The organism is Fervidobacterium riparium (assembly GCF_025370035.1).
In the GTDB taxonomy this organism is placed as follows: domain Bacteria; phylum Thermotogota; class Thermotogae; order Thermotogales; family Fervidobacteriaceae; genus Fervidobacterium; species Fervidobacterium gondwanense.
This window is the reverse complement of the sequence record NZ_CP009277.1, coordinates 1,548,881-1,571,833: the sequence shown is the minus strand read 5'-3', so window position 1 is coordinate 1,571,833 and position 22,953 is coordinate 1,548,881. Positions and strand designations below refer to the sequence as shown.

Sequence of the window (22,953 nt, the reverse complement as noted above, 5' to 3'; positions counted from 1 at the left end):
TTCATTTGTCCCCCTTTCTTAGCGAAAGACCGAATTTTTCGCGGAGTTTTTCTTTTACTTCGTCAAGTGATTTGGTACCAAAATTCTTTATCTTGAGTAGTTCTTCTTCTGTTCTATCGAGCAAATCTCCAATTGTTTCTATTTTATCTCTCTTCAGGCAGTTCAGCGACCTTGCGGAGAGGTCAAGCTCTTCTATTTTCTTAGACGCAACGTCTTCCGTTGATGCAAATTCTTCTGAAACGGGTATTGCCTCTTGATAAGTCGGGATTGGCAGTTCTTCAACATCGCTAAGGCTCTGTTCTATGAAGTTGAAGTGGTCAAGAATTATCTTAAGTGAGTGCTTGAGCGCCTCTGAAGGCTTGACACTCTTCTTCGTCCATATCTCAAGAACAAGCTTTTCAAAGTCTGTTCTCTTATCAACACGGACATTTTCCACAAGCCAGTTCACTTTGATAACTGGACTGTATACTCCGTCAAGCACAATCCAGCCTATTTCTGGTCTCTCGTTTCTTTCGCTTGCCGGAATAAAACCTTTTCCAGAAGTTGCATACAACTCTATTTCAACATCAGCATCTTCATTAAGCGTGGCTAAGTAATGATTCGGATTTACCACCACGACACCGGCTGGGCAGTTAATATCTTTCGCAGTAAGTATGCCCGGTCCTTTTTTGTTAATTGTCAACTTAACAGGTGATTCGACGTAGGACTCAACACGCAGCTGTACTTTTTTGAGGTTAAGGAGTATTTCCATTATATCCTCCTTAACACCATCGATTGTGTCGAACTCGTGGTACTTTTCTGGGTTGATGAACCTCACGTCAGTGATTGCAAAACTTGGAATAGATGAGAGCAGGACTCTTCTGAGAGTATTGCCTATAGTAACCGCGTACCCCTTTTCAAGCGGGGACATGGAATACCTTGCATAGTAATGGTCTTCGTGTTCCGCCTGCTCTTCGAGTTTGAACTTTCTTCCAAAAGTTTGAAGCATTAATATCACCTCGAGTAGAATTCAACAATAGCTTGTACGTTGACTGGTAGGTCTGTAACCTCTTCGAGTTTTGGATTTCTAACGTATACGCCTTTGAATTGTTCGTAATCTGCTTCAAGCCAAGGAGCGATTGCTTTGCCTTTGTTGAGTTCTATAGCCTGTTTTACTGGCTCAATGCTCCTGCTGTTGTCTTTTATTGATATTACATCGCCCGGTCTTACTTGGTAAGAAGGAATGTCAACTTTCTTACCGTTTACAAGTATGTGGCCGTGTGAGACAAGTTGTCTTGCCGTGCGTCTATTGATGGCAAATCCAAGTCTATATACCACGTTATCAAGTCTTCTTTCAACCTGGGCAACCAAGTTTTCACGGGTGTCGCCAGATTGTTTTGCTGCTCTCTCATAATAAATTCTGAACTGTTTTTCAAGAACGCCGTATATTCTCTTCATCGTTTGTTTTGCTCTAAGTTGCAATCCGTATTGTGTCAACTTTTTCTTTTCCCTACCGTGTTGTCCAGGTGCGAAAGGTCTTTTGTCAAATGGACACTTTTCGCCGAAGCATCTGTCGCCTTTGAGGTAGAGCTTCATTCCTTCTCTTCTACAAAGTTTGCACAAAGGTCCTGTATGTCGTGCCATTATTTTCCCTCCCTATTGAGCACCAAAAGGTTATACTCTTCTTCTTTTTGGTGGTCTGCAACCGTTGAATGGAATTGGTGTTGCATCCCTGATGTTTTCAACTTCTAAACCCGCTGCTTGTAGTGTTCTTATCGCTGTCTCTCTTCCAGCACCAGGTCCTTTAACAACTACGTCGACCCTCTTGATTCCCATCTTAACTGCGTCTTTTGCTACTTTATCAGCAGCGAGCTGTGCTGCGTATGGAGTACCTTTTCTCGTTCCTTCAAAACCTGCGGTTCCTCCGCTTCCCCAGCTCAGAACATGACCGTTCGGGTCTGTTAAACTGATAATTGTGTTATTGTACGTTGATTTGATGTGAACTACACCGTGGTCAACGGCAGCTCTCTTTTTTGGCTTTGCTTTTGAACGACCTTTCGCCATTTGATTTTCCCTCCTTTAAACCTCTTCAACTCGTTCGTGCTACTTATTTACCTTTTTTCTTAATCCTGCTTGGTCTTGGACCTTTACGAGTCCTTGAATTTGACCTTGTCCTCTGACCTCTTACCGGAAGTCCGAGTTTGTGCCTTAAGCCGCGGTAACACCCTATATCCATTAACCTCTTTATATTCCTCATTACTTCCGTTCTGAGTTCACCTTCAACTTTGTAGTTCTGCTGAATGAACGATGCGATTTTACTTATTTCATCTTCTGTGAGGTCTTTAACTCTCTTATCTGGGTCTACGCCTGTTCCTTGACAGATTTCAAGCGCTCTTGTTGGACCTATACCGTAAAGGTATCTCAATGCGATGTGTACTTTCTTATTGCTCGGTATTTCAACACCAACGATACGAGCCATTAATCTCCCTCCTCAAACTTTTTCCTAATTATAACTTATCCTTGTCTTTGATTGTGTTTTGGATTTACCTTACAGACTACAAATACTTTACCTCTTCTTTTGATAATCTTGCAGTGTTCACATCTTTTTCCCACAGATGCTTTTACTTTCATGTTTATCGCTCCTTTCAGAGATTTATTAATTTCAATTTTCCTTATTCTTCGTCGTCCAAAATTTCTTCTTCGCCTTTTGCGTCTATCTTCTTTCTGTAAACTATGCGCCCACGGGTGAGATCGTAAATAGTTAACTCAACAACCACCCTGTCTCCAGGAACTAACCTGATGAAGTTCTTTCTCATCTTTCCTGATACGTGGGCTAAAACTTTAAATCCGTTGTCTAACTGGACTCTGAACATAGCATTTGGCAGTGCTTCAACTATTGTTCCTTCCATTCGTATGACGTCTTCCTTGTTTTTCAGAAAAATCACCTCTCAAATTCCCAAGGAAACTTAAACACTTAACAACGCTCACTTAGTGTTAAAATTTCACAACCGTCGTCCGTTACTAAGACCGTGTGTTCGAAGTGTGCAGACCTCTTTCCATCAACCGTAACAACTGTCCAACCATCATCTAAAATTACTACGTGCCAGCCGCCTTCAGTAACCATAGGTTCTATTGCAATTGTCATTCCAGCTTTTAGAACTATTCCTGTACCCGGCTTTCCATAGTTTGGTACTTGTGGGTCTTCGTGAAGAGCCTTTCCAACGCCGTGGCCTACAAAATCTCTTACAACTCCAAATCCGTGCTTTTCTACATAATTCTGTACAGCGTAAGATACATCACCTAATCTAACACCTGCTTTGACTGTCTTGATTGCTTCAAGCAATGACTCGTAAGTTACTTTCACAAGTTCTTTTCCTCGTTCATCTGTTTCACCGACTACGTAGGTTACCGCACCGTCTCCGTAATATCCTTCATAAACAGCGCCTACGTCAATCGAAACGATGTCGCCATCTTTAAAGATTTTCGACTTGAGCGGAAAACCGTGAATAACCTCGTTGTTAACTGATACTGTTGTTATGTATGGATAGCCTCCGTACCCTTTAAAAGCGGGCTTGCAATTCATTTCCTTCAACGTCTTTTCTGCCATGAGCTCTATATCGAAAGCGGTTGATCCTTTAACGACATAGTCTTTTGCCCTTTTGAGAATTTCAGCAACCGCCCGCCCGGCTATCTTCATCTTTTCAATTTCATCTTTTGTCTTGATTCTTATCATTCTTATTCCAAACCACCTAATATATTAAACAACATTTTCATTACTTCTTCTACACTTTTTCTACCATCTAAGGTAAAAAGTTTGTTTTGATTTCTATAATATTCGATTAAGGGCGATGTTTTCTCGATGTAGACTCTGAATCTACCTCTCACAACATCTTCCTTGTCATCGTCTCTCTGTATCAAATGTCCACCGCAGTCATCGCAAATTCCCTCTACCTTTGATGGAAGTGTTATGAGGTTGTAGACCTTACCGCACTTTGAGCATACTCTCCTTGTCGATATCCTTTGTACAACCGTCTCTTCATCTACTTCGAAATATAGTGCTCCCGTCAACGCCTTTCCCATCTTGGTAAGCATATTGTCGAGTGCCTGAGCCTGGTTGAGTGTCCTTGGATATCCATCGAGTATGAAACCTTTGTCGCAGTCCGGCTGTTGTAGTCTTTCTTCCACAAGTGCGTTTGTGAGCTCATCTGGTACAAGGTTTCCTGAATTGACTATATCCTGAACCTTTTTACCCAACTCCGTACCCTTCGCAATTGCTTCTCTGAATATGTCTCCTGTTGAGATGTGTGGTATGCTGTACTTTTCTACTACCCTCTTCGCGTAGGTTCCCTTACCTGCGCCCGGAGGTCCTAAAAAAATCAGGTTCATGCATTTCACCTTCTCGTGCCGCAGATTACTTTAGGTTACTTTCTGCCAGCTATTTTACCCTTCTTAACGAAACCTTCGTAATTTCTCATTATCAAGTGCGCCTCTAACTGCTGTGCTATATCAAGTGCAACACCGACAGCGATAAGCGCACTCGTACCACCGAGCCAGATGTTAACTCTTGTTATGCCTTCAACCAAGTATGGGAGCAGAGAAATGCCAACCAAGAATATCGCGCCAAGGAACGTAACTCTGTTGAGCACGTACGTGATGTACTCTTCTGTTGGCTTACCTGCCCTGATTCCAGGGATAAATCCACCGTATCTCTTTATGTTTTCAGATATATCCTTTGGATCTATCACAACTACGCTGTAGAAATATGTGAAGAAGAATATTAAGAGTGCGTATACGACTATCATGAGTGGGTTCTGCATTCCGAAAAGCTTAATTGCCCACTGCGCACCAGTAATCTGAGCGATCGCTTCCGGTATGCTGACGATTGCCCATGCGAAGATTATAGGAATAACGCCAGAGTGGTTTACCTTTATTGGCAGGTGCGTGCTTGTGCCACCGTATATTCTTCTTCCTACCATTCTTGTTGCGTATTCTATCTTTATTCTTCTCTCTGCTTGCTGCACGTAGATTATCGCTATGATCATGAATATTGCAACTGCAACTAAGAATATCCAACCAAAGATGTTAAGATTTCCGAGGACTGCTGTTCTAAAATATGCTGGGTATCTCGAAACAATACCTGCGAAAATCATTATACTGACGCCGTTTCCGATACCTTTTTCCGTAATTCTATCACCTATCCAAAGGAGGAACATCGTACCTGCAACAAGTGATACTGTTGAAACAAACGAGAAGAGCCATGCGTTGACAGCAATTATTCCTTGATAGCTCCTTGCCAAACCGAAAGAAACAACGAACGATTGCAGTGCTGCAAGCCCAAGTGTGAGATTCTTGGTATAGTGCTGGAATTTCTTTCTTCCCTGTTCTCCTTCTTTAAGTAGTTCTTTCAAAGAAGGAATTATTGAAGCAAGTAATTGCATGATAATCGATGCGTTGATGTATGGCGTAACGCTCATTGAGAATACTGAAAATCTGCTGAACGCACCACCGGTAAAGACGTCGTAGAAACTAAGAACGCCACCGGCCAAGCCGGTGCCCTGCTTGGAAAGCGCTTCCCCCCAAGCTTTTATGTTAACTCCCGGTACTGGGACATAAATACCAAGCCTGAAAACGAGTAACATTAAGAATGTAAAGATAACCCTATCCCTAACCTCTGGAATCTTCATTGCATTCCGCAGCGCTTTCCACATTATTAGATCACCTCTATTTTACCGCCGACTTTTTCGATCTTCTCCTTAGCCTTTTCACTGAACTTGTGAGCCTTTACTGTGAGAGGTTTTGTAATTTCTCCTCTTGCAAGAATCTTGACACCATCGTATACTTTGTTGATTATACCCTTTTCAAGGAGAGCTTCTGGCGTTACTACATCGTTGTTATCAAATTTTGCTTCAAGAGTTTCAAGATTTACCACAGCATATACTTTCTTCGCAAAGTTATTGAAGCCGAACTTTGGAAGCCTTCTGTGAAGTGGTGTCTGACCACCTTCCATCCATGGTCTTACCTTGCCAGTTCCTCTTGATTTTTGACCTTTGTGACCCTTTCCTGCTGTCTTACCTTTTCCTGAACCTTGACCTCTACCGAGTCTTTTGTACTTTTTGTTTGAACCAGGGGTTGGTTTAAGATCGTCTATAGTAAGCATTTCATTTCCCCTCCTTATTCTTCAACTTCTTCTACTTTGAGAAGATGCTTTACTTTTTCTACCATTCCTCTTATCTGCGGGTTGTCATCTTTGACTACTGTCTGGTGCATCTTTCTTAAACCGAGTCTTCTGACCGTATCTTTCTGATCGTATTTGTACCCAATTGGACTTCTCACAAGTGTTATCTTAAGCTTCTTCATACATTAGCCCTCCTTCTTAACACCGCGTACTACTTGAGCAGGTGTTATGTCCCTTAGAGCAGCAACTTTCTCAATTGAGAAGAGGTTCTTTATTCCATCAACTGTTGCTTGAGCAATGACAACTGGATTTGTTGAACCCATTGCTTTTGTAAGAACGTTCTGAACACCAGCCAACTCGAGAATTGCACGGACTGTTCCGTTTGCAATGATACCAGTACCTGGCGCTGCAGGTTTCATGAGAATCTTTGCTGCGTCTTGTCTTCCAACAACTTCGTGAGGAATTGTACCCTTCACAACTGGAACTTCTATTATGTTCCTTTTAGCACTGACAAGAGCTTTCCTAATTGCATCGGGTACTTCCCTTGCCTTTCCAACACCGACGCCAACTTTTCCTTCTCTATTTCCAACGACTGCTAAAACTCTGAAAGAAAGGTTTTTTCCACCCTTAGTTACTTTTGTCGTCCTTCTTATTTCTATAATTCTCTCTTCGAATGTTTCAGCTGATTGTTTTATCTTTTCAACAATTTCTGACACTGTGAGCACCTCCTAACATTACCAAATTAGAATTTCAATCCGGCTTCTCTTGCTGCATCAGCAAGAGCCTTTATTCTACCATGGTACTTGAATCCTCCTCTATCGAAAACAACTTCCTTTACTCCTTTTGCGATAGCCCTTTCAGCAATGAGTTTTCCAACCTCTTTGGCTGCTGCCACGTTCCACGTCTTCTGGAGTTTCTCCCTGAGTTCCTTCTCAACTGTGGAAGCGGCGACTATAGTTTTGCCAGCAACATCATCTATAATCTGAGCATAGATGTGCTTTTCGCTTCTGTAAACAGACAATCTTGGTCTTTCAGGCGTTCCTGATATTCTCTTTCTTATTCTTCTGTGCCTAACAAGCCTTAATTGTTTGCGGTCTTCTCTCTTTATCACGTCTTATACCCCCTTATGCTTTCTTTCCTTCTTTGAGGTTGATGACTTCGTCTACGTACTTGATTCCTTTACCGCTATATGGGTTCGGTTCTCTCCACTTTCTTACATCTGCGGCGTACTGTCCAACTCTCTGTTTATCGATTCCGCTAACAATTATTTTGTTTGGTGCGGGAACTTCGACTTTTATATCACCTGGTATATCCATTTCAACTGGGTGTGCGTAACCGAGGCTCATCACGAGCTTGTTGCCTTGAAGTTGCGCCCTGTAACCGACACCAACGATTTCAAGTTCTTTCTTGAATCCTTCTGTTACGCCGATAACCATGTTTCTTACAAGTCTCCAGTACGTTCCTACCATTGCTTTGAACTTTCTTTCGTCGGATTTTCTCTTTGCGACCTCGAGATTTGGTTCAAACCAAACTTCGTTACCTTCGACTTTAATGTTGACATATGGATGAGTTGCGAGTTTCAACTCGCCTTTTGGACCTTTTACCTTTATTTCAGAGTCGGTGATTGTTAACTGAACATTTGCAGGTAGTACAACTGGCTTCTTAGCTATACGAGACATGGACTACACCTCCTTACCAGATGTAGGCAATTACTTCTCCACCGACTCCATGTTCTGCAGCTTCTTTGTCGGTGAGCACGCCTTTTGATGTGGATATAATCGCTATTCCAAGTCCATTTTTAACTCTTGGAAGATTATTAGAACCAACGTAGATTCTTCTGCCAGGTTTTGAAACACGGACGATTCCGTGGATAACTCTTTCCCTATTTTTTCTTGAGCCTTTGTACTTGAGCTGTAGTCTGAGAATTCCCTGTTTTCCATCTTCGATATATGTATATCCCTTAATGAATCCTTCTCTTACAAGAATATCAGCAATTGCTTTTTTCAAATTAGACGCAGGGACATCTATCTGATCTTTGAAAACAAGATTCGCATTCCTTATTCTTGTAAGCATGTCAGCTATTGGATCGCTCCACACGGTTAACACCTCCACTATTACCAGCTTGCTTTCCTAACGCCCGGGAGTTTTCCCTCGTTAGCAAGTTTTCTGAAACAAACTCTGCATATTCCAAATTCCTGATAGACTGAATGAACTCTACCGCATATGCTGCATCTTGTATATTCTCTTACCTTGTATTTCTTTGGCCTCTTCCATTTTTCAACCATTGCTTTTCGTGCCATTTAATATTACCTCCTTATTGCTTTTTGAATGGGAAACCGAGTAGCTCGAGTAACCTTCTTGCTTCTTCATCCCTCTTAGCCGTTGTTACAACAACAATATCCATACCTTGTATTCTCTTTATCTGGTCTGGAGAGATTTCTGGGAAAACGAGTTGTTCTGTTAAACCGAAGCTGTAGTTTCCTTTTCCATCGAAGGAGTTTGGATTGAGACCTCTGAAGTCCCTAACTTTTGGAAGAACGAGGTTAACAAGCTTGTAGACGAAATTGTACATTCTTGGACCTCTAAGAGTTACTTTAACACCGACGGTCATGCCTTTTCTAACTTTGAAGTTTGATATACTCTTCTTCGCTTTCGTTATCAAAGCTTTTTGACCAGCAATCATAGTAAGTTCTTTTGCATGCGCCTCAACGATTTCTTTATTCCTTGAACCTTCGCCAACACCCATATTTATAACAACTTTAACGAGTCTTGGAACTTCGTGAATGTTTTTGTATCCGAATTCTTTCATTAATGTTGGTACCACTTCGTTCAGATACCTATCTTTCAGCGGTACGAATTCGTAGGCCATTTTTTACTCCTCCTTACTTCTTATCTATGATTTCTCCACATTTCTTGCAGAATCTCACCTTTGAACCGTCTTCGAGCACCTTGAATCCTACTCTCGTTGGCTTGTCACAGCTTGGACACACGAGCATTACTTTTGACCAGTAAAGTGGGGATTCCTTTTCGATTATACCACCCTGTCTCATCTGTCCTGTCGGTCTTTGGTGCCTTTTTACAACATTGACACCTCTAACGAGCAACTTTTCTTCTTTTGGAAGAACTTGGATGACTTCTCCCCTTTTGCCTTTATCTTTACCAGAGATAACTTGCACTGTGTCACCTTTTTTTATCTTCTGTGCCATCGATTACCACCCCTTACCATACTTCTGGTGCAAGAGAGACTATCTTCATGAAACCTTTTTCTCTGAGTTCTCTTGCAACTGGTCCGAATACACGTGTACCTTTTGGTTGATTAAACTTGTCAAGGACAACTGCTGCGTTATCATCGAATCTGATGTAGCTTCCATCTGGTCTTCTTATTTCTTTTCTTGTTCTAACTACAACTGCCTTAACTACGTCACCCTTCTTTATATCTGTGTTGGGCACAGCTTCTCTAACGCTGCAAACAACTATATCACCGATTGAACCGAATTGTTTGTGTGAACCGCCAAGTACCCTTATAACTCTCAGTACTTTTGCACCTGAATTGTCCGCTGCTACGAGGTAGCTTTCGTTCTGTATCATTGGTCACTACCCCCTTCGATAATATCCTCTGTCTCTGGCGTTTCTGCAAGTTTTGAGTGCTCAAGAATTTGAACAACAACCCATCTCTTGAGTTTGCTGAGTGGTCTGGATTCTTCGATTTCTACCACATCACCGATCTTGCATGTGTTGTTTTCATCGTGAGCATAAAATTTCTTGGATCTTTTTACGTACTTGCCAAATTTTGGGTGTTTCACAAGGCGTTCAACTTTGACCGTTACTGTCTTGTCCATTTTATCACTTACCACAACACCGATTAATCTTTTCTTAGGCATGTGTATTACCTCCTTATACCAAGTTCACGTTCGCGAAGGATTGTTTTGATTCTTGCAATGTCTCTCTTTGTCTTCTGTATCAAGCTGGAGTCTCTGAGTTCGCCCATCGCGTTTTGGAATCTGAGGTTCATCAACGTTCTTTTCTTCTCTTCTAACAATTTTGCCAATTCTTCATTATTCATATTTCTGATTTCCACTGGTGTCATACTGCTTCACCACCTATGTGATGTCTCGTAACTATTTTCGTTTTTATAGGAAGTTTTGTCGCTGCGTATTCTAAAGCTTTCAATGCTGTTTCTTCGTCAACTCCGCCGATTTCGAACATTACTTTTCCAGGTTTTACTACTGCAACCCAACCTTCAACGTTACCCTTACCTTTACCGAGTTTTGTTTCAGGTGGGTGTTTTGTGTATGATTTGTCTGGGAATATCTTTATCCAAAGTTTTCCTTCTTTCTTCAATGTCCTTGTGATTGCGAGCCTACATGCTTCTATCTGCTGAGCTGTGATCCACGCAGGTTCAAGGGCTTTCAAACCGTATTCACCGAAAACTACCAAAGCTCCGCCTTTTGCTTCGCCCTTTGTTCTGCCTCGATGTTGTTTTCTGTATTTAACTCTTTTTGGCATCAACATGGTTTTGCTAACCTCCTTCTTCACACTATCTTGTGACCGTCTCGAGAATGCCTCGATTAACTTGTACGTTTCTTTTCATTTAGAGCTTCTCTTCTACCATTTTATTGATTTTATCGCTTCATCGTGTTCAAAATTAGAGTTGGGCGTCTCCTTTGTAAATCCAGACCTTTATACCGATTGTACCGTACTTTGTCTCTGCCCTTGCTGTTGAGTAATCGATAACTGATCTGAGTGTCTGGAGTGGAAGTCTTCCCTTAAGGTACCATTCGGTTCTTGCAATTTCTGCTCCAGCAAGTCTTCCTGCAACCATTATCTTTATACCCTTTGCTCCTCTTTTGAGTGCAGCTGTTATTGCTCTCTTCATGACTATCTTGTAGCTTGCCCTCTTTTCTATCTTCTGTGCGATCGATTCTGCTACAAGACTTGCCTCTGTTTCGGGCGTTTTTACTTCAACTATATCGACACCGAATTTTCTGTTGAACTTGCTTTCGAGTGCCTGTCTCAATTCAGTAATGCCAGCACCCTTCTTTCCGATGAGTATTCCAGGTCTTGCTGCGTAGATTGTTATAAGAACTCTCTCTGCGTCTGGTCTTTGTACAAAAACTCTTGCAATTCCAGCTTGATTGTAAGTCTTCTTAACAAAATCCCTAATCGCTTCGTCTTCAAGGATATATTCGCTGTACTTCTTCTCATTGAACCACTGAGCATCCCACTGAGTTGTTATACCGAGCCTAAAACCCTTTGGATGAACTTTTTGACCCACCTATATCACCTCACAACGTATTATTTTGCACTATTTTCCTTTTCTCTGTCTCTAACAACAACAGTTATATGTGACATCCTCTTTTGAATGATGTCAGCTCTTCCGCGTCCGCGTGGCCATACCCTTTTCATTCTTGGACCATCATTTACATAACATGCAGCTACGTAAAGATTTTCTTCGGAAAGTCCGAGGTTATTCACTGCATTCGCTACAGCAGATTTTAACACATTATATACGAGTCGTGCAGCCTTTTTAGGAGAAAATTCAAGAAGATTATACGCTTCTGAAACATTCTTACCCCTTATGGAGTTCACAACAGCTCTCGCTTTTCTTGGAGATATGCGAACAAACCTTGCGACGGCCCTTGCTTCATATTTTGGTAACGTAGCGAGTGTTTCTTTACGCTTCGCGTGGAACTTGGACCTCTTGAGCCCTTCTCTTTTGATGACGGTTTGCATTATTTAATCCCTCCTTATTTCTTTACCTCACCTTTTTTGGCTGACTTGTTCGTATGTCCACCAAATCTTCTTGTGAAGGAAAATTCACCAAGTTTGTGGCCAACCATGTTTTCTGTGATGTAAACTGGTATGTGCTTCATTCCGTTGTAAACTGCAATTGTGTGACCTACCATCTCAGGAACTATTGTGCTTGCTCTGCTCCATGTCTTTATTATTTTCTTTTCGCCAGTTTCGTTTAGTAATCTGATTTTCTTCAAGAGTTTGGGGTCTACAAATGGTCCCTTTTTACTGGAACGGCTCATTTATTACACCTCCTGATTAACCGTTTCTTCTTCTAACGATGAATTTATCGCTTGCTCTCTTACCTCTTCTGGTCTTGTAACCCTTTGCTGGAACTCCCCATGGACTCTGTGGGTGGTGACCTTTTCCTCTACCTTCTCCACCACCGTGTGGGTGATCAACTGGGTTCATAACAACACCACGAACGTGTGGCTTTTTACCAAGCCATCTTGTTCTACCAGCTTTACCAGAAACTTCGTTTTTGTGATCTTCGTTTCCAACTACTCCTATTGTTGCGTAGCATCTTACGTGAACCTTTCTAAGTTCACCAGATGGCATCCTTAACAATGCATAGTCGCCTTCTTTTGCCATTAATTGACATGCCATACCAGCACTTCTGGCGATTTTTGCCCCGCCTCTTGGGTAGAATTCTATGCTGTGAACTATTGTACCGACTGGTATGTTTTCCAATGGCAATGCGTTACCTGGTTTGATTTCAGCCTGAGGTCCAGAGAGTACTGTATCTCCAACATTTAAACCGTTTGGGGCAAGTATGTACCTTTTTTCACCGTCTGCGTAAACAAGCAATGCTATTCTTGCGGTTCTGTTTGGATCGTATTCTATTGAGGCAACCTTAGCGGGGATATTTTCTTTTTCCCATCTTCTGAAATCGACTATCCTGTAAAGTCTCTTGTGACCACCGCCTCTGAATCTTACTGTAACCCTACCGTGGTGGTTTCTTCCAGCGGTCTTTTTCAAAGGAACAACAAGTGACTTTTCGGGTTCTGTTTTTGTAATTTCCGAAAAGTCTGGAATAATCATGAAGCGTCTACCTGGAGTTGCTGGTTTAAATCTCTTGAGACCCATTATTATTCACCCCTTACGCCTGGAGTTCTTTAATTGTGTAGCCTTCTGCTAACTTGACTATGGCTTTTTTCCATTCTTTTGTGTATCCTTCTCTCGCCATGTAACCTCTTCTGAGGTCTCTTTTTGGTTTTGGCTTCACAATCAAAGTGTTTACTCTTTCTACTTTAACGTTGAAAAGTTTTTCAACAGCTTCTTTTATCTGTTCTTTATTAGCATTCTTGTCCACTTCAAAGACGTATTCTCTTTCTGCTCTCAAGTTCATTGACTTTTCACTGATTATTGGTCTTATTATGATATCGGAGTATTCTTTTCTCATTTTCCGAGCACCTCCTCAATTTTGCGAACGGTGCCCTCTGTAAGGACAACCTTTGAGGCATTTATTATATCGTAAACGTTTAATCCATCGATGTTATCTCCGTTGTTGTTATTCGGGTTATTAGCAAGTATAACCTTTACGCCAGGAATGTTTCTTCCTGAAAGTTTGACATTCTCGTACGCTTCTTCTTTCTTGGCGATAACGAACAATACCTTTTCGTTAGCGATTCCAAGAGCCTTTAATACTTCCCTCATCTGTTTCGTTTGAGGTTTATCAAATCGTATGTCGCTTACGACAATGAGGTTACCTTCCTGGAATCTTACCGAGAGAGCTGACTTAAGAGCGAGTCTCTTCATCTTCTTGTTCATTCTCTTTAAGTAATTTCTTGGCTGTGGACCGTGTGCCACACCACCGTGTCTCCAGTGGATAGCTCTGATAGAGCCTTGTCTCGCTCTACCTGTGTGTTTTTGTGGCCATGGTTTTCTTCCACCACCAGCTACCTCTCCGCGTGTCTTGGTAGATGCTGTTCCAGCTCTCGAGTTTGTGAGCTGCATGTCGACATAGCGCCACATGACATCATAGTTAGGCTCGATGTTGAATACTTCGTCGCTTATTTCGATGTTGCCAATCTGTTCACCTTTGATATTCAAAAGTGCTATACGTGCCATAATCTTCTTCCTCCCTTACTCCATTTTCGGAGCACGTCCCCGTTCTTCATCTCATGCAAGGACTGTGAAAGCAAAAAAAATTATGCCTTCACAGCGCTTCTGATAAGAACAAGGCTGCCCCTCGCTCCTGGCACTCCACCTTTAACTGCTATTAGGTTGTTCTCTGTGTCTACTTTAACAATCTCTGAATTGAGTACGGTAACTCTTTCGTTTCCGTACCTTCCAGGCATCCTCTTGCCTTTAAATATTCTTGCTGGTTCAGTGTGTTGACCGACAGAACCAAGTTCGCGGTGGAATTTCGCACCGTGTGCTTTTGGACCACCTTGGAAGTTCCATCTCTTCATTGCACCAGTGTATCCTCTACCTTTTGTCCAACCCGTAATATCAATTTTATCGCCTTCTTGGAAAATTGCAACTGTTATTTCTTGACCAACTGAATATTGATCAACATTTTCGACTCTGAATTCTTTAAGCACCCTCATTGGCTTTACGTTTGCCTTCTTAAAAACTCCAAGAAGTGGTTTCGTTACTTTCTTTTCGCTGACTTCCTCAAAACCGAGCTGAACAGCGTTATATCCATCTTTTTCTACCGTTTTCTTTTGCACAACGTAACATGGTCCTGCCTTAAGAACTGTTACTGGAACAACCTTATCATCTTTCCACAATCTGGTCATTCCGATTTTTCTTGCAAGTATAAATTTCATCGCAAAACACCTCCGAGGACTCACAGATTGATTTCAACGTCGACACCTGCTGGAAGATTTATCTTCATCAGAGCGTCAATCGTTTTTGAGTTCGGTTCGATTATATCTATAAGTCTTTTGTGTACTTTCTTTTCAAATTGCTCTCGTGAATCCTTATGTTTCAATGGTGACCTTAAAACAACGTATAACGTTCTTTCCGTTGGAAGTGGAATTGGTCCTGAGACCTTCGCATTTGTCTGCTTTGCCACTTCAACTATTTTCTTTGCTGATTCATCGAGTAATCTATGATCATATGCCCTTAGCCTGATTCTAATCTTTTGTCCTGGCATGCCTTACCCTCCTTCTTAGAAAAGGGGGGGAACCCCCCCGATTACCGTTTTTATAATTGTATAATCAGGTCTGAATTACTCAATTATTTCAGAAACGACACCTGCTCCAACCGTTCTTCCACCTTCACGAACTGCGAATCTCATACCTTTTTCGATTGCGACTGGGTAGATGAGTTCAACTGTCATTTCAAGGTTGTCACCAGGCATGACCATTTCTGCTCCTGCTTGGAGGTCAACGATTTCGCCTGTAACGTCAGCTGTTCTGATGTAGAATTGTGGTTTGTAACCTTTTGTGAATGGCGTGTGTCTTCCGCCTTCTTCTTTCTTGAGAACGTAAATGTTTGCTTTGAACTTCTTGTGTGGTGTGATTGATCCTGGCTTTGCCAAGACTTGTCCTCTTTCAACCTCGTCTTTGTCAATACCTCTCAACAGACAACCAACGTTGTCTCCAGCCATTGCTTCGTCGAGTTCTTTTCTGAACATTTCAACGCTTGTGATAACTGTCTTTCTTGTTTCGTAGCTCATACCGATGATTTCTGCTTCAACACCTGGTTTGATAACGCCACGTTCGATTCTTCCTGTAACAACTGTACCTCTACCAGTGATTGAGAAGACGTCTTCAACTGGCATGAGGAATGGTTTGTCGACTTCACGAACTGGTTCTGGGAAGTAGTTGTCCATTGCATCGAGAAGTTCCTTTATTGATGCGAGATCTGGGTGATTTGGATCGTTTGGTGCTTCGACTGCTTTAAGAGCGGAACCTCTTACAACTGGAAGTTCATCGCCAGGGAATTCGTATTTGCTGAGAAGGTCTCTTACTTCCATTTCAACAAGGTCAACAAGTTCTGCGTCATCAACCATGTCAACTTTGTTGATGTAAACAATTATTGCAGGAACGTTAACCTGTCTTGCGAGAAGAACGTGTTCTCTTGTTTGTGGCATTGGCCCGTCTGTTGCTGCAACAACAAGGATTGCACCGTCCATCTGAGCTGCACCGGTGATCATGTTCTTAATGTAGTCAGCGTGACCTGGACAGTCGATGTGTGCGTAGTGTCTCTTTTCTGTTTGATATTCAACGTGTGTAATGTTGATGGTGATACCTCTTGCTCTTTCTTCTGGTGCCTTGTCGATCATTTCGTATGGTGTGTAGTCTGCCCATCCGAAGAGTGAACAGTACTTTGTGATAGCTGCTGTGAGTGTTGTCTTTCCGTGGTCAATGTGTCCAATCGTACCGACGTTCATGTGGGGTTTGGTCCTTACAAATTTTTCCTTTGCCATACTTTTGACCCTCCTTCTTCACCTGTGGTGGAGTAATGTTTTCGTTATTTTTTCAAAATTTTCTCTGCAACTTTGTCAGGTACTTTATCGTAATGGGAGAGAACCATTATATAGTTCGCTCTACCTTGAGAAAGTGACCTGAGCGTCGTTGCGTATCCAAACATTTCACTTAGTGGAACAAGAGCCCTTATTACCCTTAAATGTCCTCTGTTTTCAAGAGCATCGATATGTGCTCTTCTTGAATTGAGGTCCGCTATGACGTTACCCATGTATTCTTCTGGTGTCGTCACTTCTACTTTCATGATCGGTTCGAGAAGTACTGGGCTTCCCTTTTCCATAGCATCTTTGAATGCCATGCTTGCGGCGATCTTAAATGCCATTTCCGAGGAGTCTACTTCGTGGTATGAACCGTCAATCAGTGTAGCCTTAACACCAACAACCGGGTAACCTGCGAGAACTCCAACCTGCATCGCTTCTTTTACGCCTTCTTCAATTGCCGGTATGTACTGTTTCGGTATGACACCGCCAACTGTCTTGTCCTCGAATTCAAACGTCTTATCCAAGCTAAGTGGCTCGAATGTCATTACCACATGACCGTACTGACCTCTACCACCGCTCTGCCTAATGTATTTACCTTCAATCTTGACATCTCTTGTAATTGTTTCTCTGTATGCAACCTGTGGCTTACCAACCCTTACATTTACGTTAAACTCCCTCTTGAGCCTGTCGACTATAATCTCGAGGTGAAGCTCGCCCATACCCGAAAGGATCGTTTCACCTGTTTCTTGGTCAACATAAGCCCTCAAAGACGGGTCTTCATCGAGTAAAGATTGGAGAGCCTTAGAAAGCTTCGTTTCGTCATCTTTCGTTTCAGGCTCGATAGCTATGGAAATAACCGGTTCCGGGAATTCCATCTTCTCAAGAATGATGTGAGTTCCTTCTTGACAAACCGTATCCGCAGTTATTGTACTCTTCATTCCGATGACACCGACGATATCTCCAGCTCTGACGTATTCAACGTCTTCCCTCTTGTCTGCGTGCATAAATATAAGCCTTGAGACGCGTTCCTTTACATTCTTCGTTGTGTTGATTACGTAACTTCCCTTTTCGAGCCTTCCACTGTAGACTCTAAGGAAGGTGAGTTTTCCAACGTATGGGTCTGTCTGGATTTTGAACGCGTATGCTACAAAAGGACCGTCTTCCGTTGGGAAAACTTGAACTTCATTTCCTTCCTTGTCAAATCCACGAACTGGTGGAAGGTCAAGAGGTGATGGGAGATACCTGACAACGCCATCCAGCAGAGGTTGAATTCCAACGTTCATCTTTGCCGAACCACAGAAAACTGGCGTCCCGAGGTTTCCGATTGTGATTCTCCTGAGTGCTTGATGGAGCTGTTCTTCAGTTGGTTCTTCACCTTCGAGGTAGAGTTCCATTATTTCATCGTCTACCTCTGCGATCTTTTCTATCATATCTTCTCGAGCTTCTTCAGCCTTTTCGCGCCACTCTGCTGGAATTTCTTCGTAAACCATGTCAGTGCCTTCGGAATTAAGCCATCTGATAGCCTTCATCTGTATGAGGTCGATAACACCTTTAAAATCGCTCTCGGCACCCATCGGAAGCTGGACAGGGATTGGGTGTGCACCAAGCCTGTCAACCATCGTCTGAACTGCCATCTCAAAATCGGCACCAGTTTTGTCCATCTTGTTCATGAATGCAATTCTCGGAACATTGTACTTGTCTGCTTGTCTCCAGACAGTTTCGGACTGTGGTTCAACGCCGGCTGTCGCATCAAAAACAGCAATGGCGCCATCCAAAACTCTCAAGGACCTTTCAACTTCGATAGTGAAATCAACGTGCCCCGGTGTGTCTATAATATTAATACGGTGCTCCTTCCAAAAACACGTTGTTGCTGCTGATGTTATGGTGATACCTCTTTCCTTTTCTTGTATCATCCAGTCCATCGTTGCTGTGCCGTCATCGACGCTACCGATGTTGTGTTTTCTTCCAGTGAAAAACAAAATACGCTCGGTAGTTGTCGTCTTACCGGCATCGATATGTGCCATTATACCAATGTTTCTTAACTTATTCAGGTCGACATATAAAGCCTTTATCTCTTCCATAACTTCCTCCTCGAAGACATAAAAATGTCAATGCATCAAGATTACCATCTGAAGTGTGCAAACGCTCTGTTTGCTTCAGCCATCTTGTGGACGTCTTCTCTCTTCTTAATAGCTGCACCAGTGTTGTTGTATGCGTTCAAAAGTTCTTCTGCCAATTTCTCCTGCATTGGTTTACCTTTCTTTGACCTTGCAACGTCTACTATCCATCTGATAGCAAGAGTTGTTTTCCTTGGTTCCTGGACTTCAACTGGAACTTGGTAAGTTGCACCACCGATTCTCCTTGGCCTTACCTCAACGATTGGTTTAACATTTTCAACGGCCTGTTTGAAAACTTCAAGTCCGTCTTTTCCAGTTTTCTGAGCAAGAATATCGATTGCTCCGTAAACGATCTTCTGTGCTATTGATTTCTTTCCATCCCACATAATCTTGTTGATCATCTTTGTTACGAGCACTTCTCCGTAAACTGGATCTGGTGGAACTACTCTAACCTCGGCTCTTCTTCGCCTCATTCAATTCCCTCCTTATTTCTTGCCCTTCGCACCTGCTGCAGCACCTGCTTTTGGTCTCTTTGCACCGTACTTACTTCTGCTCTGGCGTCTATTTTCAACACCTGCTGCATCAAGCGTACCGCGGATTATTTTATATCTGACACCTGGCAAGTCCTTAACCCTTCCACCTCTTACAAGAACTATTGAGTGTTCCTGCAAGTTGTGTCCAATGCCAGGGATGTAAGCGGTAACTTCAATACCGTTTGAAAGTCTTACCTTTGCTATCTTTCTAAGAGCTGAGTTTGGTTTCTTCGGTGTCATTGTGGAGACCCTGACACACACTCCTCTTTTCTGGGGATGTCCTTGAAGTGCTGGTGATTTGGATTTTTCCTGAACCTTTTGCCTTCCGTGTCTTACCAATTGATTAATCGTAGGCATCTTAACCCTCCCTTCAAACTCTACATTCGTGAGATATTATAACCACGCATTTTCGAAAATACAATAAAGCCCGTGTGAATTTTTTGTTTCGAACACTTAGTCGGGCGTTTTTGTTCGTTGTATGAAGATACTATTGGTTTATAGAATCCAAAATAAAGGGCGCATATGCGCCCTACTTTTTATCTTGGCTGGGGCGGTAGGACTCGAACCTACACAACTGGAGCCAAAGTCCAGGGTCCTGCCAATTAGACGACGCCCCAGCGCTAAGTTTGACTTCATTTGTGACTTTGGCTACAAAAAGTTGGTGGGTGCGGCAGGGATTGAACCTACGACCTCTTCCGCGTCAAGGAAGCGCTCTCCCACTGAGCTACGCACCCACTCATACTAAGCGATACACATTTTACTATGTATTGGATATTCTGTCAAGGGGTTTATTTGTTTTTCGTGTTAAATTGCTCGTTCTATCTCTTCAATAGCCGATTTTATAACACCTTTTGAATACTCAAATAGTTTCTCCTCTTCAGGACTCAACTTCAACTGAATTATTCTCTCAACACCGGACTTTCCGAGAATCGCAGGGTATCCTATATAAACATCGTCCAAAAACACAGACGGAGTCCAAACTCTTTTTTCGTTCTTCCACATACTCTCAACAAGCCTCGCAACGACTGCACCAATTGCCAGATTTGTTGCACCCTTCTTTTCGATTATCTTGTACGCCGCTTTTCTGACCTCGTTAACTATTTCATTGAAATCGATACACGGTTTTTGACTCCTAACTTTGCAGTCGGCGCAGTAATCAGAGAGGAGTACACCACCTATTGTTGCGTTCGAGACGGGCATAAATTCACTATCACCGTGTTCACCGATTATATAGGCATGGATATTCGCCGGCGAGACTCCGCAGTGCTGCGACAATATACTGCGTAGTCGAGCTGTGTCTAATGTTGTACCGCTTCCGATTACCTTCTGCGAATCAAAGCCTGTGAATTTCCAAATGAAATACGTCAGGACATCAACAGGATTAGTAACATTGATTACTATGCTATCAGGTGCGTAAGTCTTTATCTCTTCCGAAATCTGCCGAATGATCCTGACGTTATCTAAAAGAAGATCCAGCCTTGTCTCACCAGGCCTTTGTGCTCTGCCTGCCGTTATAATCACAAAATCACTGTCTTTAATATCTTTCGGCTCGCCAGCATATATTTTGCAATATTTGAACATCGCTGAAGCGTGAAAAAGGTCGTATGCTTCTCCTGCCGCTCTTTGTTTGTCTATGTCTATCAGTACTATCTCGTCTGCAATAGACGTATGAAGTATAGAGTAAGCAACACTCACACCAACTCTTCCCGCTCCGTATACACTAATCTTCATAAATATCACCTCCGTTCCTAAGTTTTATTATATCACAACTTAGTTACTTTGTCTAACCTAAGTTTTGCATAATAATATAGGCACCCTTAAAAGGGTGCCTGTATATTAATGTGCATTAAAATGTGAGTATATTAATCTTTCCAGTTCACTAAGATAACTGCGAACTCGCCGGGTTGGAGGTTAACTGGTATAGTGTTTCCGAGCTCAAAGCCAAGCTTTCTCTTACCGAACCTTGTTATCAGTCTTACATCTTTGGCTTTGATATCTCTTCCAACTGTCTCTTTCAGAAATACTTCAACATATTTTTCATGAACAAGATTAAGATTTCCAAGCACAATTGCGCCTATATCTCCTTTCCAGTAGCTGTAGTTAGCGGTTGTGCCATCTTGATAGCTTAGATAAACATATCTAAATACTCCATCCATAACTTTTTCAATCTCTTCTCTCAATCCCAAGAGCCATCTTAAATAGTTGTACATATCTTTGCTTGCTTTGTCCCAGTGCATTGCGTAATAGTCGAAGAACGCAAGTTTACCATAGAATTGGTCATCGGGTGGTAGGACTGTCTTACCATAAATGGTGTTATCTAACCCAAGATTCATCGGTTGTATTTCTTCTATTTCCTGACCGCTGTTGATGTACGGTATAGAATTCGGCGACAAGTACAGTAATGCTGGTGCAAGGTATTTTAACTTATTTCCATTTTCCCTTGCCACAACCCTCGGAGTGTCTGGTGTTTCACAAGATGCGATGTAAGGAACCTCTAAATTTGGCACTATTTCTTCTATGAACTTGTAAAATTCACTCGGTCGTGCCGAAGCGTACCAGCTGTTTCCGAGTATACATTCGTACCCTTCACTCTTAGCTTTCTTATCATTCTTCATCTCAAGCTCCTCAGCGATGAATCCGAATGCTGGGTCAATTGCCTTTGCCGCTGAGATTATCATGTCTTGAAGTTCCGATGGCAATGCATGTCCCATATCGATTCTTGCGCCATCTATTCCAAATTTCTTCTGATAAGTTGGTACTATGTTTGCAATATATTCCCACAGCCTTTTGTTTGGCTTCTTGCCTGGAAATTTGCTTGATTTTATTACGTCGAATAACACATACGGTGGTTGGTCTTTTGAAACGTATTTCTGACTCGCTTCGGGATGGTCGAGGTACAGCCTGAAGAATGTAACATCATCCCAAGTCGGTTGCGGGTCATTTACCCAGTCTGAGAAGCCCGGAGGTGTTATTATCCCAAACTCTTTGGCTATATTTGAAAGTATATCTCCTTCCATCTTCTTAACCTTTTCCCATTTTTCAGGGTCTAATTTATCAGGCGATAACGTGAATTTCTTAAGGTGTTGTTTCACTTCTTCCGAAGAATAAATTATTTCAAGGTCTTCTGGGTCTGGAATTTTGAATGGCAGTTCTGGTATGTGAGGTGGCTTATAGTTTGCGACCTCTTCTATCTTTATCCAGTAGAACCAGTCTGGGTGAGTTTTAATCAAGTCACTATCTCTCGCTGCTGTCCTTGGTATGAAATCAAGGACTACGCGTATTCCAAGCATGTGTGCTGCCTGAACGAGCGCTTTGAACTGTTCTTCAAGTTTGATGCCTTCCAAGAGAGGATCTGCGTAGCTCTCGTCAAGTTCAACAGGATTCTTGACAGCGTACGGTGAACCAACCTCGCCTTTCTTAAAAACATCGCTCATCTTTGAAATCGGTAGCATGTACAGAACATTGATGCCCAATTCTTTAAGATATGGGAGCAAGCCTATCATCTTCAAAAACGTCCCAGACTCTTTGTAGCCAAAAATGTCCTCCGGTTCGAATGCGCCAAATCCTTTGTGGTTGTAAGCTACTGTTGCTCTTGGCAACGCTCCATACATCTTTGCCTTTCTGAGCCAACTTGCATCGCTCTCACCGTTGATTTGGGCAAGTGACTTGGAATAATCCAGTCCCTTATCGTTTTCTAAAATCGAATCAATAACAGCAGCGAAATATTCGTATGGATCGACAAAGTATCTTCCATCCTTCATGGAAAGCTTTCCAGAATAATTTGAAATAAGCCAGTGTGACGGGATAGCATAAAGTGTTTTTCCTGTGATTTTCTTTTTCAAATACTTGCTAAGTTCCTTCAATTCTTTCATACACATACCTCCTATACTTTAGCGTACGCTTCATATCATTCACGTATTGACGAGATTCAAGATA

36 protein-coding genes and 2 tRNA genes are annotated in these 22,953 nt (G+C 42.2%); all 38 read right to left on the bottom strand.

Annotated elements, in window-relative coordinates; translation table 11 throughout:
• Position 1: 1 nt before the first annotated feature.
• The 38 genes from IB67_RS07465 to IB67_RS07280 all read right to left on the bottom strand — a co-directional run bounded on the left by IB67_RS07465 (position 2) and on the right by IB67_RS07280 (position 22,889).
• Positions 2-988, bottom strand: coding sequence for a DNA-directed RNA polymerase subunit alpha (locus IB67_RS07465; protein ID WP_339745490.1), 987 nt, complete (start codon positions 986-988; stop codon positions 2-4).
• Positions 989-993: 5 nt separating this feature from the next.
• Entirely contained in the window at positions 994-1,623 is a 630-nt protein-coding gene (gene rpsD / locus IB67_RS07460; RefSeq protein WP_339745493.1) for a 30S ribosomal protein S4, read from the bottom strand.
• A 30-nt stretch (positions 1,624-1,653) separates the two neighbouring features.
• Positions 1,654-2,043 carry a 30S ribosomal protein S11 gene (gene rpsK / locus IB67_RS07455; RefSeq protein WP_072760420.1) on the bottom strand — a complete coding sequence of 130 codons (390 nt, stop codon included), beginning with the start codon at positions 2,041-2,043 and terminating at the stop codon, positions 1,654-1,656.
• Positions 2,044-2,086: 43 nt separating this feature from the next.
• Positions 2,087-2,458, bottom strand: a complete 372-nt coding sequence (rpsM, locus tag IB67_RS07450) for a 30S ribosomal protein S13 (protein WP_072760422.1) — start codon at positions 2,456-2,458, stop codon at positions 2,087-2,089.
• A 35-nt stretch (positions 2,459-2,493) separates the two neighbouring features.
• Entirely contained in the window at positions 2,494-2,610 is a 117-nt protein-coding gene (rpmJ, locus tag IB67_RS07445; protein ID WP_072760424.1) for a 50S ribosomal protein L36, read from the bottom strand.
• Positions 2,611-2,651: 41 nt separating this feature from the next.
• Positions 2,652-2,915, bottom strand: a complete 264-nt coding sequence (infA, locus tag IB67_RS07440) for a translation initiation factor IF-1 (RefSeq protein ID WP_072760580.1) — start codon at positions 2,913-2,915, stop codon at positions 2,652-2,654.
• A 38-nt stretch (positions 2,916-2,953) separates the two neighbouring features.
• Positions 2,954-3,712, bottom strand: a complete 759-nt coding sequence (gene map / locus IB67_RS07435) for a type I methionyl aminopeptidase (RefSeq protein ID WP_339745500.1) — start codon at positions 3,710-3,712, stop codon at positions 2,954-2,956.
• Between the two features lie 2 nt (positions 3,713-3,714).
• Complete coding sequence (locus IB67_RS07430; protein WP_339745503.1) at positions 3,715-4,365, bottom strand: adenylate kinase; 651 nt, start codon at positions 4,363-4,365, stop codon at positions 3,715-3,717.
• 35 nt (positions 4,366-4,400) lie between these two features.
• Complete coding sequence (secY, locus tag IB67_RS07425) at positions 4,401-5,687, bottom strand: preprotein translocase subunit SecY (protein ID WP_498875204.1); 1,287 nt, start codon at positions 5,685-5,687, stop codon at positions 4,401-4,403.
• Between the two features lie 2 nt (positions 5,688-5,689).
• The gene (gene rplO, locus IB67_RS07420; RefSeq protein WP_339745509.1) at positions 5,690-6,136 is read right to left on the bottom strand and encodes a 50S ribosomal protein L15; all 447 of its coding nucleotides are present in this window, start codon (positions 6,134-6,136) and stop codon (positions 5,690-5,692) included.
• 14 nt (positions 6,137-6,150) lie between these two features.
• Positions 6,151-6,336 carry a 50S ribosomal protein L30 gene (gene rpmD, locus IB67_RS07415; protein ID WP_339745512.1) on the bottom strand — a complete coding sequence of 62 codons (186 nt, stop codon included), beginning with the start codon at positions 6,334-6,336 and terminating at the stop codon, positions 6,151-6,153.
• A 3-nt stretch (positions 6,337-6,339) separates the two neighbouring features.
• Positions 6,340-6,870 (bottom strand): 30S ribosomal protein S5, encoded by a 531-nt coding sequence (rpsE, locus tag IB67_RS07410; protein WP_072760437.1) that lies wholly within the window; start codon positions 6,868-6,870, stop codon positions 6,340-6,342.
• A 26-nt stretch (positions 6,871-6,896) separates the two neighbouring features.
• The gene (gene rplR, locus IB67_RS07405) at positions 6,897-7,265 is read right to left on the bottom strand and encodes a 50S ribosomal protein L18 (RefSeq protein ID WP_339745516.1); all 369 of its coding nucleotides are present in this window, start codon (positions 7,263-7,265) and stop codon (positions 6,897-6,899) included.
• A gap of 13 nt (positions 7,266-7,278) precedes the next feature.
• Positions 7,279-7,833, bottom strand: coding sequence for a 50S ribosomal protein L6 (gene rplF, locus IB67_RS07400; RefSeq protein ID WP_339745519.1), 555 nt, complete (start codon positions 7,831-7,833; stop codon positions 7,279-7,281).
• A gap of 13 nt (positions 7,834-7,846) precedes the next feature.
• Complete coding sequence (rpsH, locus tag IB67_RS07395; RefSeq protein WP_072760443.1) at positions 7,847-8,251, bottom strand: 30S ribosomal protein S8; 405 nt, start codon at positions 8,249-8,251, stop codon at positions 7,847-7,849.
• 17 nt (positions 8,252-8,268) lie between these two features.
• On the bottom strand, positions 8,269-8,454 hold the full coding sequence (locus IB67_RS07390; protein WP_072760445.1) for a type Z 30S ribosomal protein S14: 186 nt from the start codon (positions 8,452-8,454) through the stop codon (positions 8,269-8,271).
• Positions 8,455-8,468: 14 nt separating this feature from the next.
• A complete protein-coding gene (rplE, locus tag IB67_RS07385; protein WP_072760447.1) occupies positions 8,469-9,023 on the bottom strand; it encodes a 50S ribosomal protein L5 in 555 nt (184 codons plus the stop codon).
• 13 nt (positions 9,024-9,036) lie between these two features.
• Positions 9,037-9,360, bottom strand: a complete 324-nt coding sequence (gene rplX, locus IB67_RS07380) for a 50S ribosomal protein L24 (RefSeq protein WP_072760449.1) — start codon at positions 9,358-9,360, stop codon at positions 9,037-9,039.
• 13 nt (positions 9,361-9,373) lie between these two features.
• The gene (gene rplN, locus IB67_RS07375; RefSeq protein ID WP_072760451.1) at positions 9,374-9,742 is read right to left on the bottom strand and encodes a 50S ribosomal protein L14; all 369 of its coding nucleotides are present in this window, start codon (positions 9,740-9,742) and stop codon (positions 9,374-9,376) included.
• Entirely contained in the window at positions 9,739-10,035 is a 297-nt protein-coding gene (rpsQ, locus tag IB67_RS07370) for a 30S ribosomal protein S17 (protein WP_072760453.1), read from the bottom strand. Before rpsQ ends, rplN begins: the two co-directional genes overlap by 4 nt.
• A gap of 5 nt (positions 10,036-10,040) precedes the next feature.
• A complete protein-coding gene (rpmC, locus tag IB67_RS07365) occupies positions 10,041-10,241 on the bottom strand; it encodes a 50S ribosomal protein L29 (RefSeq protein ID WP_072760455.1) in 201 nt (66 codons plus the stop codon).
• The gene (gene rplP / locus IB67_RS07360; RefSeq protein WP_072760457.1) at positions 10,238-10,666 is read right to left on the bottom strand and encodes a 50S ribosomal protein L16; all 429 of its coding nucleotides are present in this window, start codon (positions 10,664-10,666) and stop codon (positions 10,238-10,240) included. The genes rpmC and rplP overlap by 4 nt, the downstream gene beginning before the upstream one ends.
• 133 nt (positions 10,667-10,799) lie before the next feature.
• Positions 10,800-11,429, bottom strand: coding sequence for a 30S ribosomal protein S3 (rpsC, locus tag IB67_RS07355; RefSeq protein ID WP_072760459.1), 630 nt, complete (start codon positions 11,427-11,429; stop codon positions 10,800-10,802).
• A 20-nt stretch (positions 11,430-11,449) separates the two neighbouring features.
• Entirely contained in the window at positions 11,450-11,887 is a 438-nt protein-coding gene (gene rplV, locus IB67_RS07350; RefSeq protein ID WP_072760461.1) for a 50S ribosomal protein L22, read from the bottom strand.
• 14 nt (positions 11,888-11,901) lie between these two features.
• A complete protein-coding gene (gene rpsS / locus IB67_RS07345; RefSeq protein ID WP_072760463.1) occupies positions 11,902-12,189 on the bottom strand; it encodes a 30S ribosomal protein S19 in 288 nt (95 codons plus the stop codon).
• A gap of 16 nt (positions 12,190-12,205) precedes the next feature.
• Positions 12,206-13,033, bottom strand: a complete 828-nt coding sequence (rplB, locus tag IB67_RS07340) for a 50S ribosomal protein L2 (RefSeq protein ID WP_072760465.1) — start codon at positions 13,031-13,033, stop codon at positions 12,206-12,208.
• A 13-nt stretch (positions 13,034-13,046) separates the two neighbouring features.
• Complete coding sequence (gene rplW / locus IB67_RS07335) at positions 13,047-13,349, bottom strand: 50S ribosomal protein L23 (protein WP_072760467.1); 303 nt, start codon at positions 13,347-13,349, stop codon at positions 13,047-13,049.
• Positions 13,346-14,017, bottom strand: coding sequence for a 50S ribosomal protein L4 (gene rplD / locus IB67_RS07330; RefSeq protein WP_072760479.1), 672 nt, complete (start codon positions 14,015-14,017; stop codon positions 13,346-13,348). The genes rplW and rplD overlap by 4 nt, the downstream gene beginning before the upstream one ends.
• Before the next feature lie 80 nt (positions 14,018-14,097).
• On the bottom strand, positions 14,098-14,721 hold the full coding sequence (gene rplC / locus IB67_RS07325; protein ID WP_072760481.1) for a 50S ribosomal protein L3: 624 nt from the start codon (positions 14,719-14,721) through the stop codon (positions 14,098-14,100).
• A 20-nt stretch (positions 14,722-14,741) separates the two neighbouring features.
• Positions 14,742-15,050, bottom strand: coding sequence for a 30S ribosomal protein S10 (rpsJ, locus tag IB67_RS07320; RefSeq protein ID WP_072760483.1), 309 nt, complete (start codon positions 15,048-15,050; stop codon positions 14,742-14,744).
• Between the two features lie 75 nt (positions 15,051-15,125).
• On the bottom strand, positions 15,126-16,328 hold the full coding sequence (gene tuf, locus IB67_RS07315; RefSeq protein WP_072760485.1) for an elongation factor Tu: 1,203 nt from the start codon (positions 16,326-16,328) through the stop codon (positions 15,126-15,128).
• A 44-nt stretch (positions 16,329-16,372) separates the two neighbouring features.
• Complete coding sequence (fusA, locus tag IB67_RS07310) at positions 16,373-18,448, bottom strand: elongation factor G (protein WP_072760487.1); 2,076 nt, start codon at positions 18,446-18,448, stop codon at positions 16,373-16,375.
• A gap of 41 nt (positions 18,449-18,489) precedes the next feature.
• Positions 18,490-18,957 carry a 30S ribosomal protein S7 gene (rpsG, locus tag IB67_RS07305; RefSeq protein ID WP_072760489.1) on the bottom strand — a complete coding sequence of 156 codons (468 nt, stop codon included), beginning with the start codon at positions 18,955-18,957 and terminating at the stop codon, positions 18,490-18,492.
• A 12-nt stretch (positions 18,958-18,969) separates the two neighbouring features.
• Complete coding sequence (gene rpsL, locus IB67_RS07300; protein ID WP_072760491.1) at positions 18,970-19,374, bottom strand: 30S ribosomal protein S12; 405 nt, start codon at positions 19,372-19,374, stop codon at positions 18,970-18,972.
• A gap of 185 nt (positions 19,375-19,559) precedes the next feature.
• Positions 19,560-19,634: transfer RNA gene (locus IB67_RS07295), tRNA-Gln, on the bottom strand.
• Positions 19,635-19,676: 42 nt separating this feature from the next.
• Positions 19,677-19,751 (bottom strand) — tRNA-Val (locus tag IB67_RS07290).
• Positions 19,752-19,821: 70 nt separating this feature from the next.
• A complete protein-coding gene (locus IB67_RS07285) occupies positions 19,822-20,748 on the bottom strand; it encodes an L-lactate dehydrogenase (RefSeq protein ID WP_072760494.1) in 927 nt (308 codons plus the stop codon).
• Between the two features lie 131 nt (positions 20,749-20,879).
• The gene (locus IB67_RS07280; RefSeq protein WP_072760496.1) at positions 20,880-22,889 is read right to left on the bottom strand and encodes an alpha-amylase family glycosyl hydrolase; all 2,010 of its coding nucleotides are present in this window, start codon (positions 22,887-22,889) and stop codon (positions 20,880-20,882) included.
• Between the last annotated feature and the right edge of the window lie 64 nt (positions 22,890-22,953).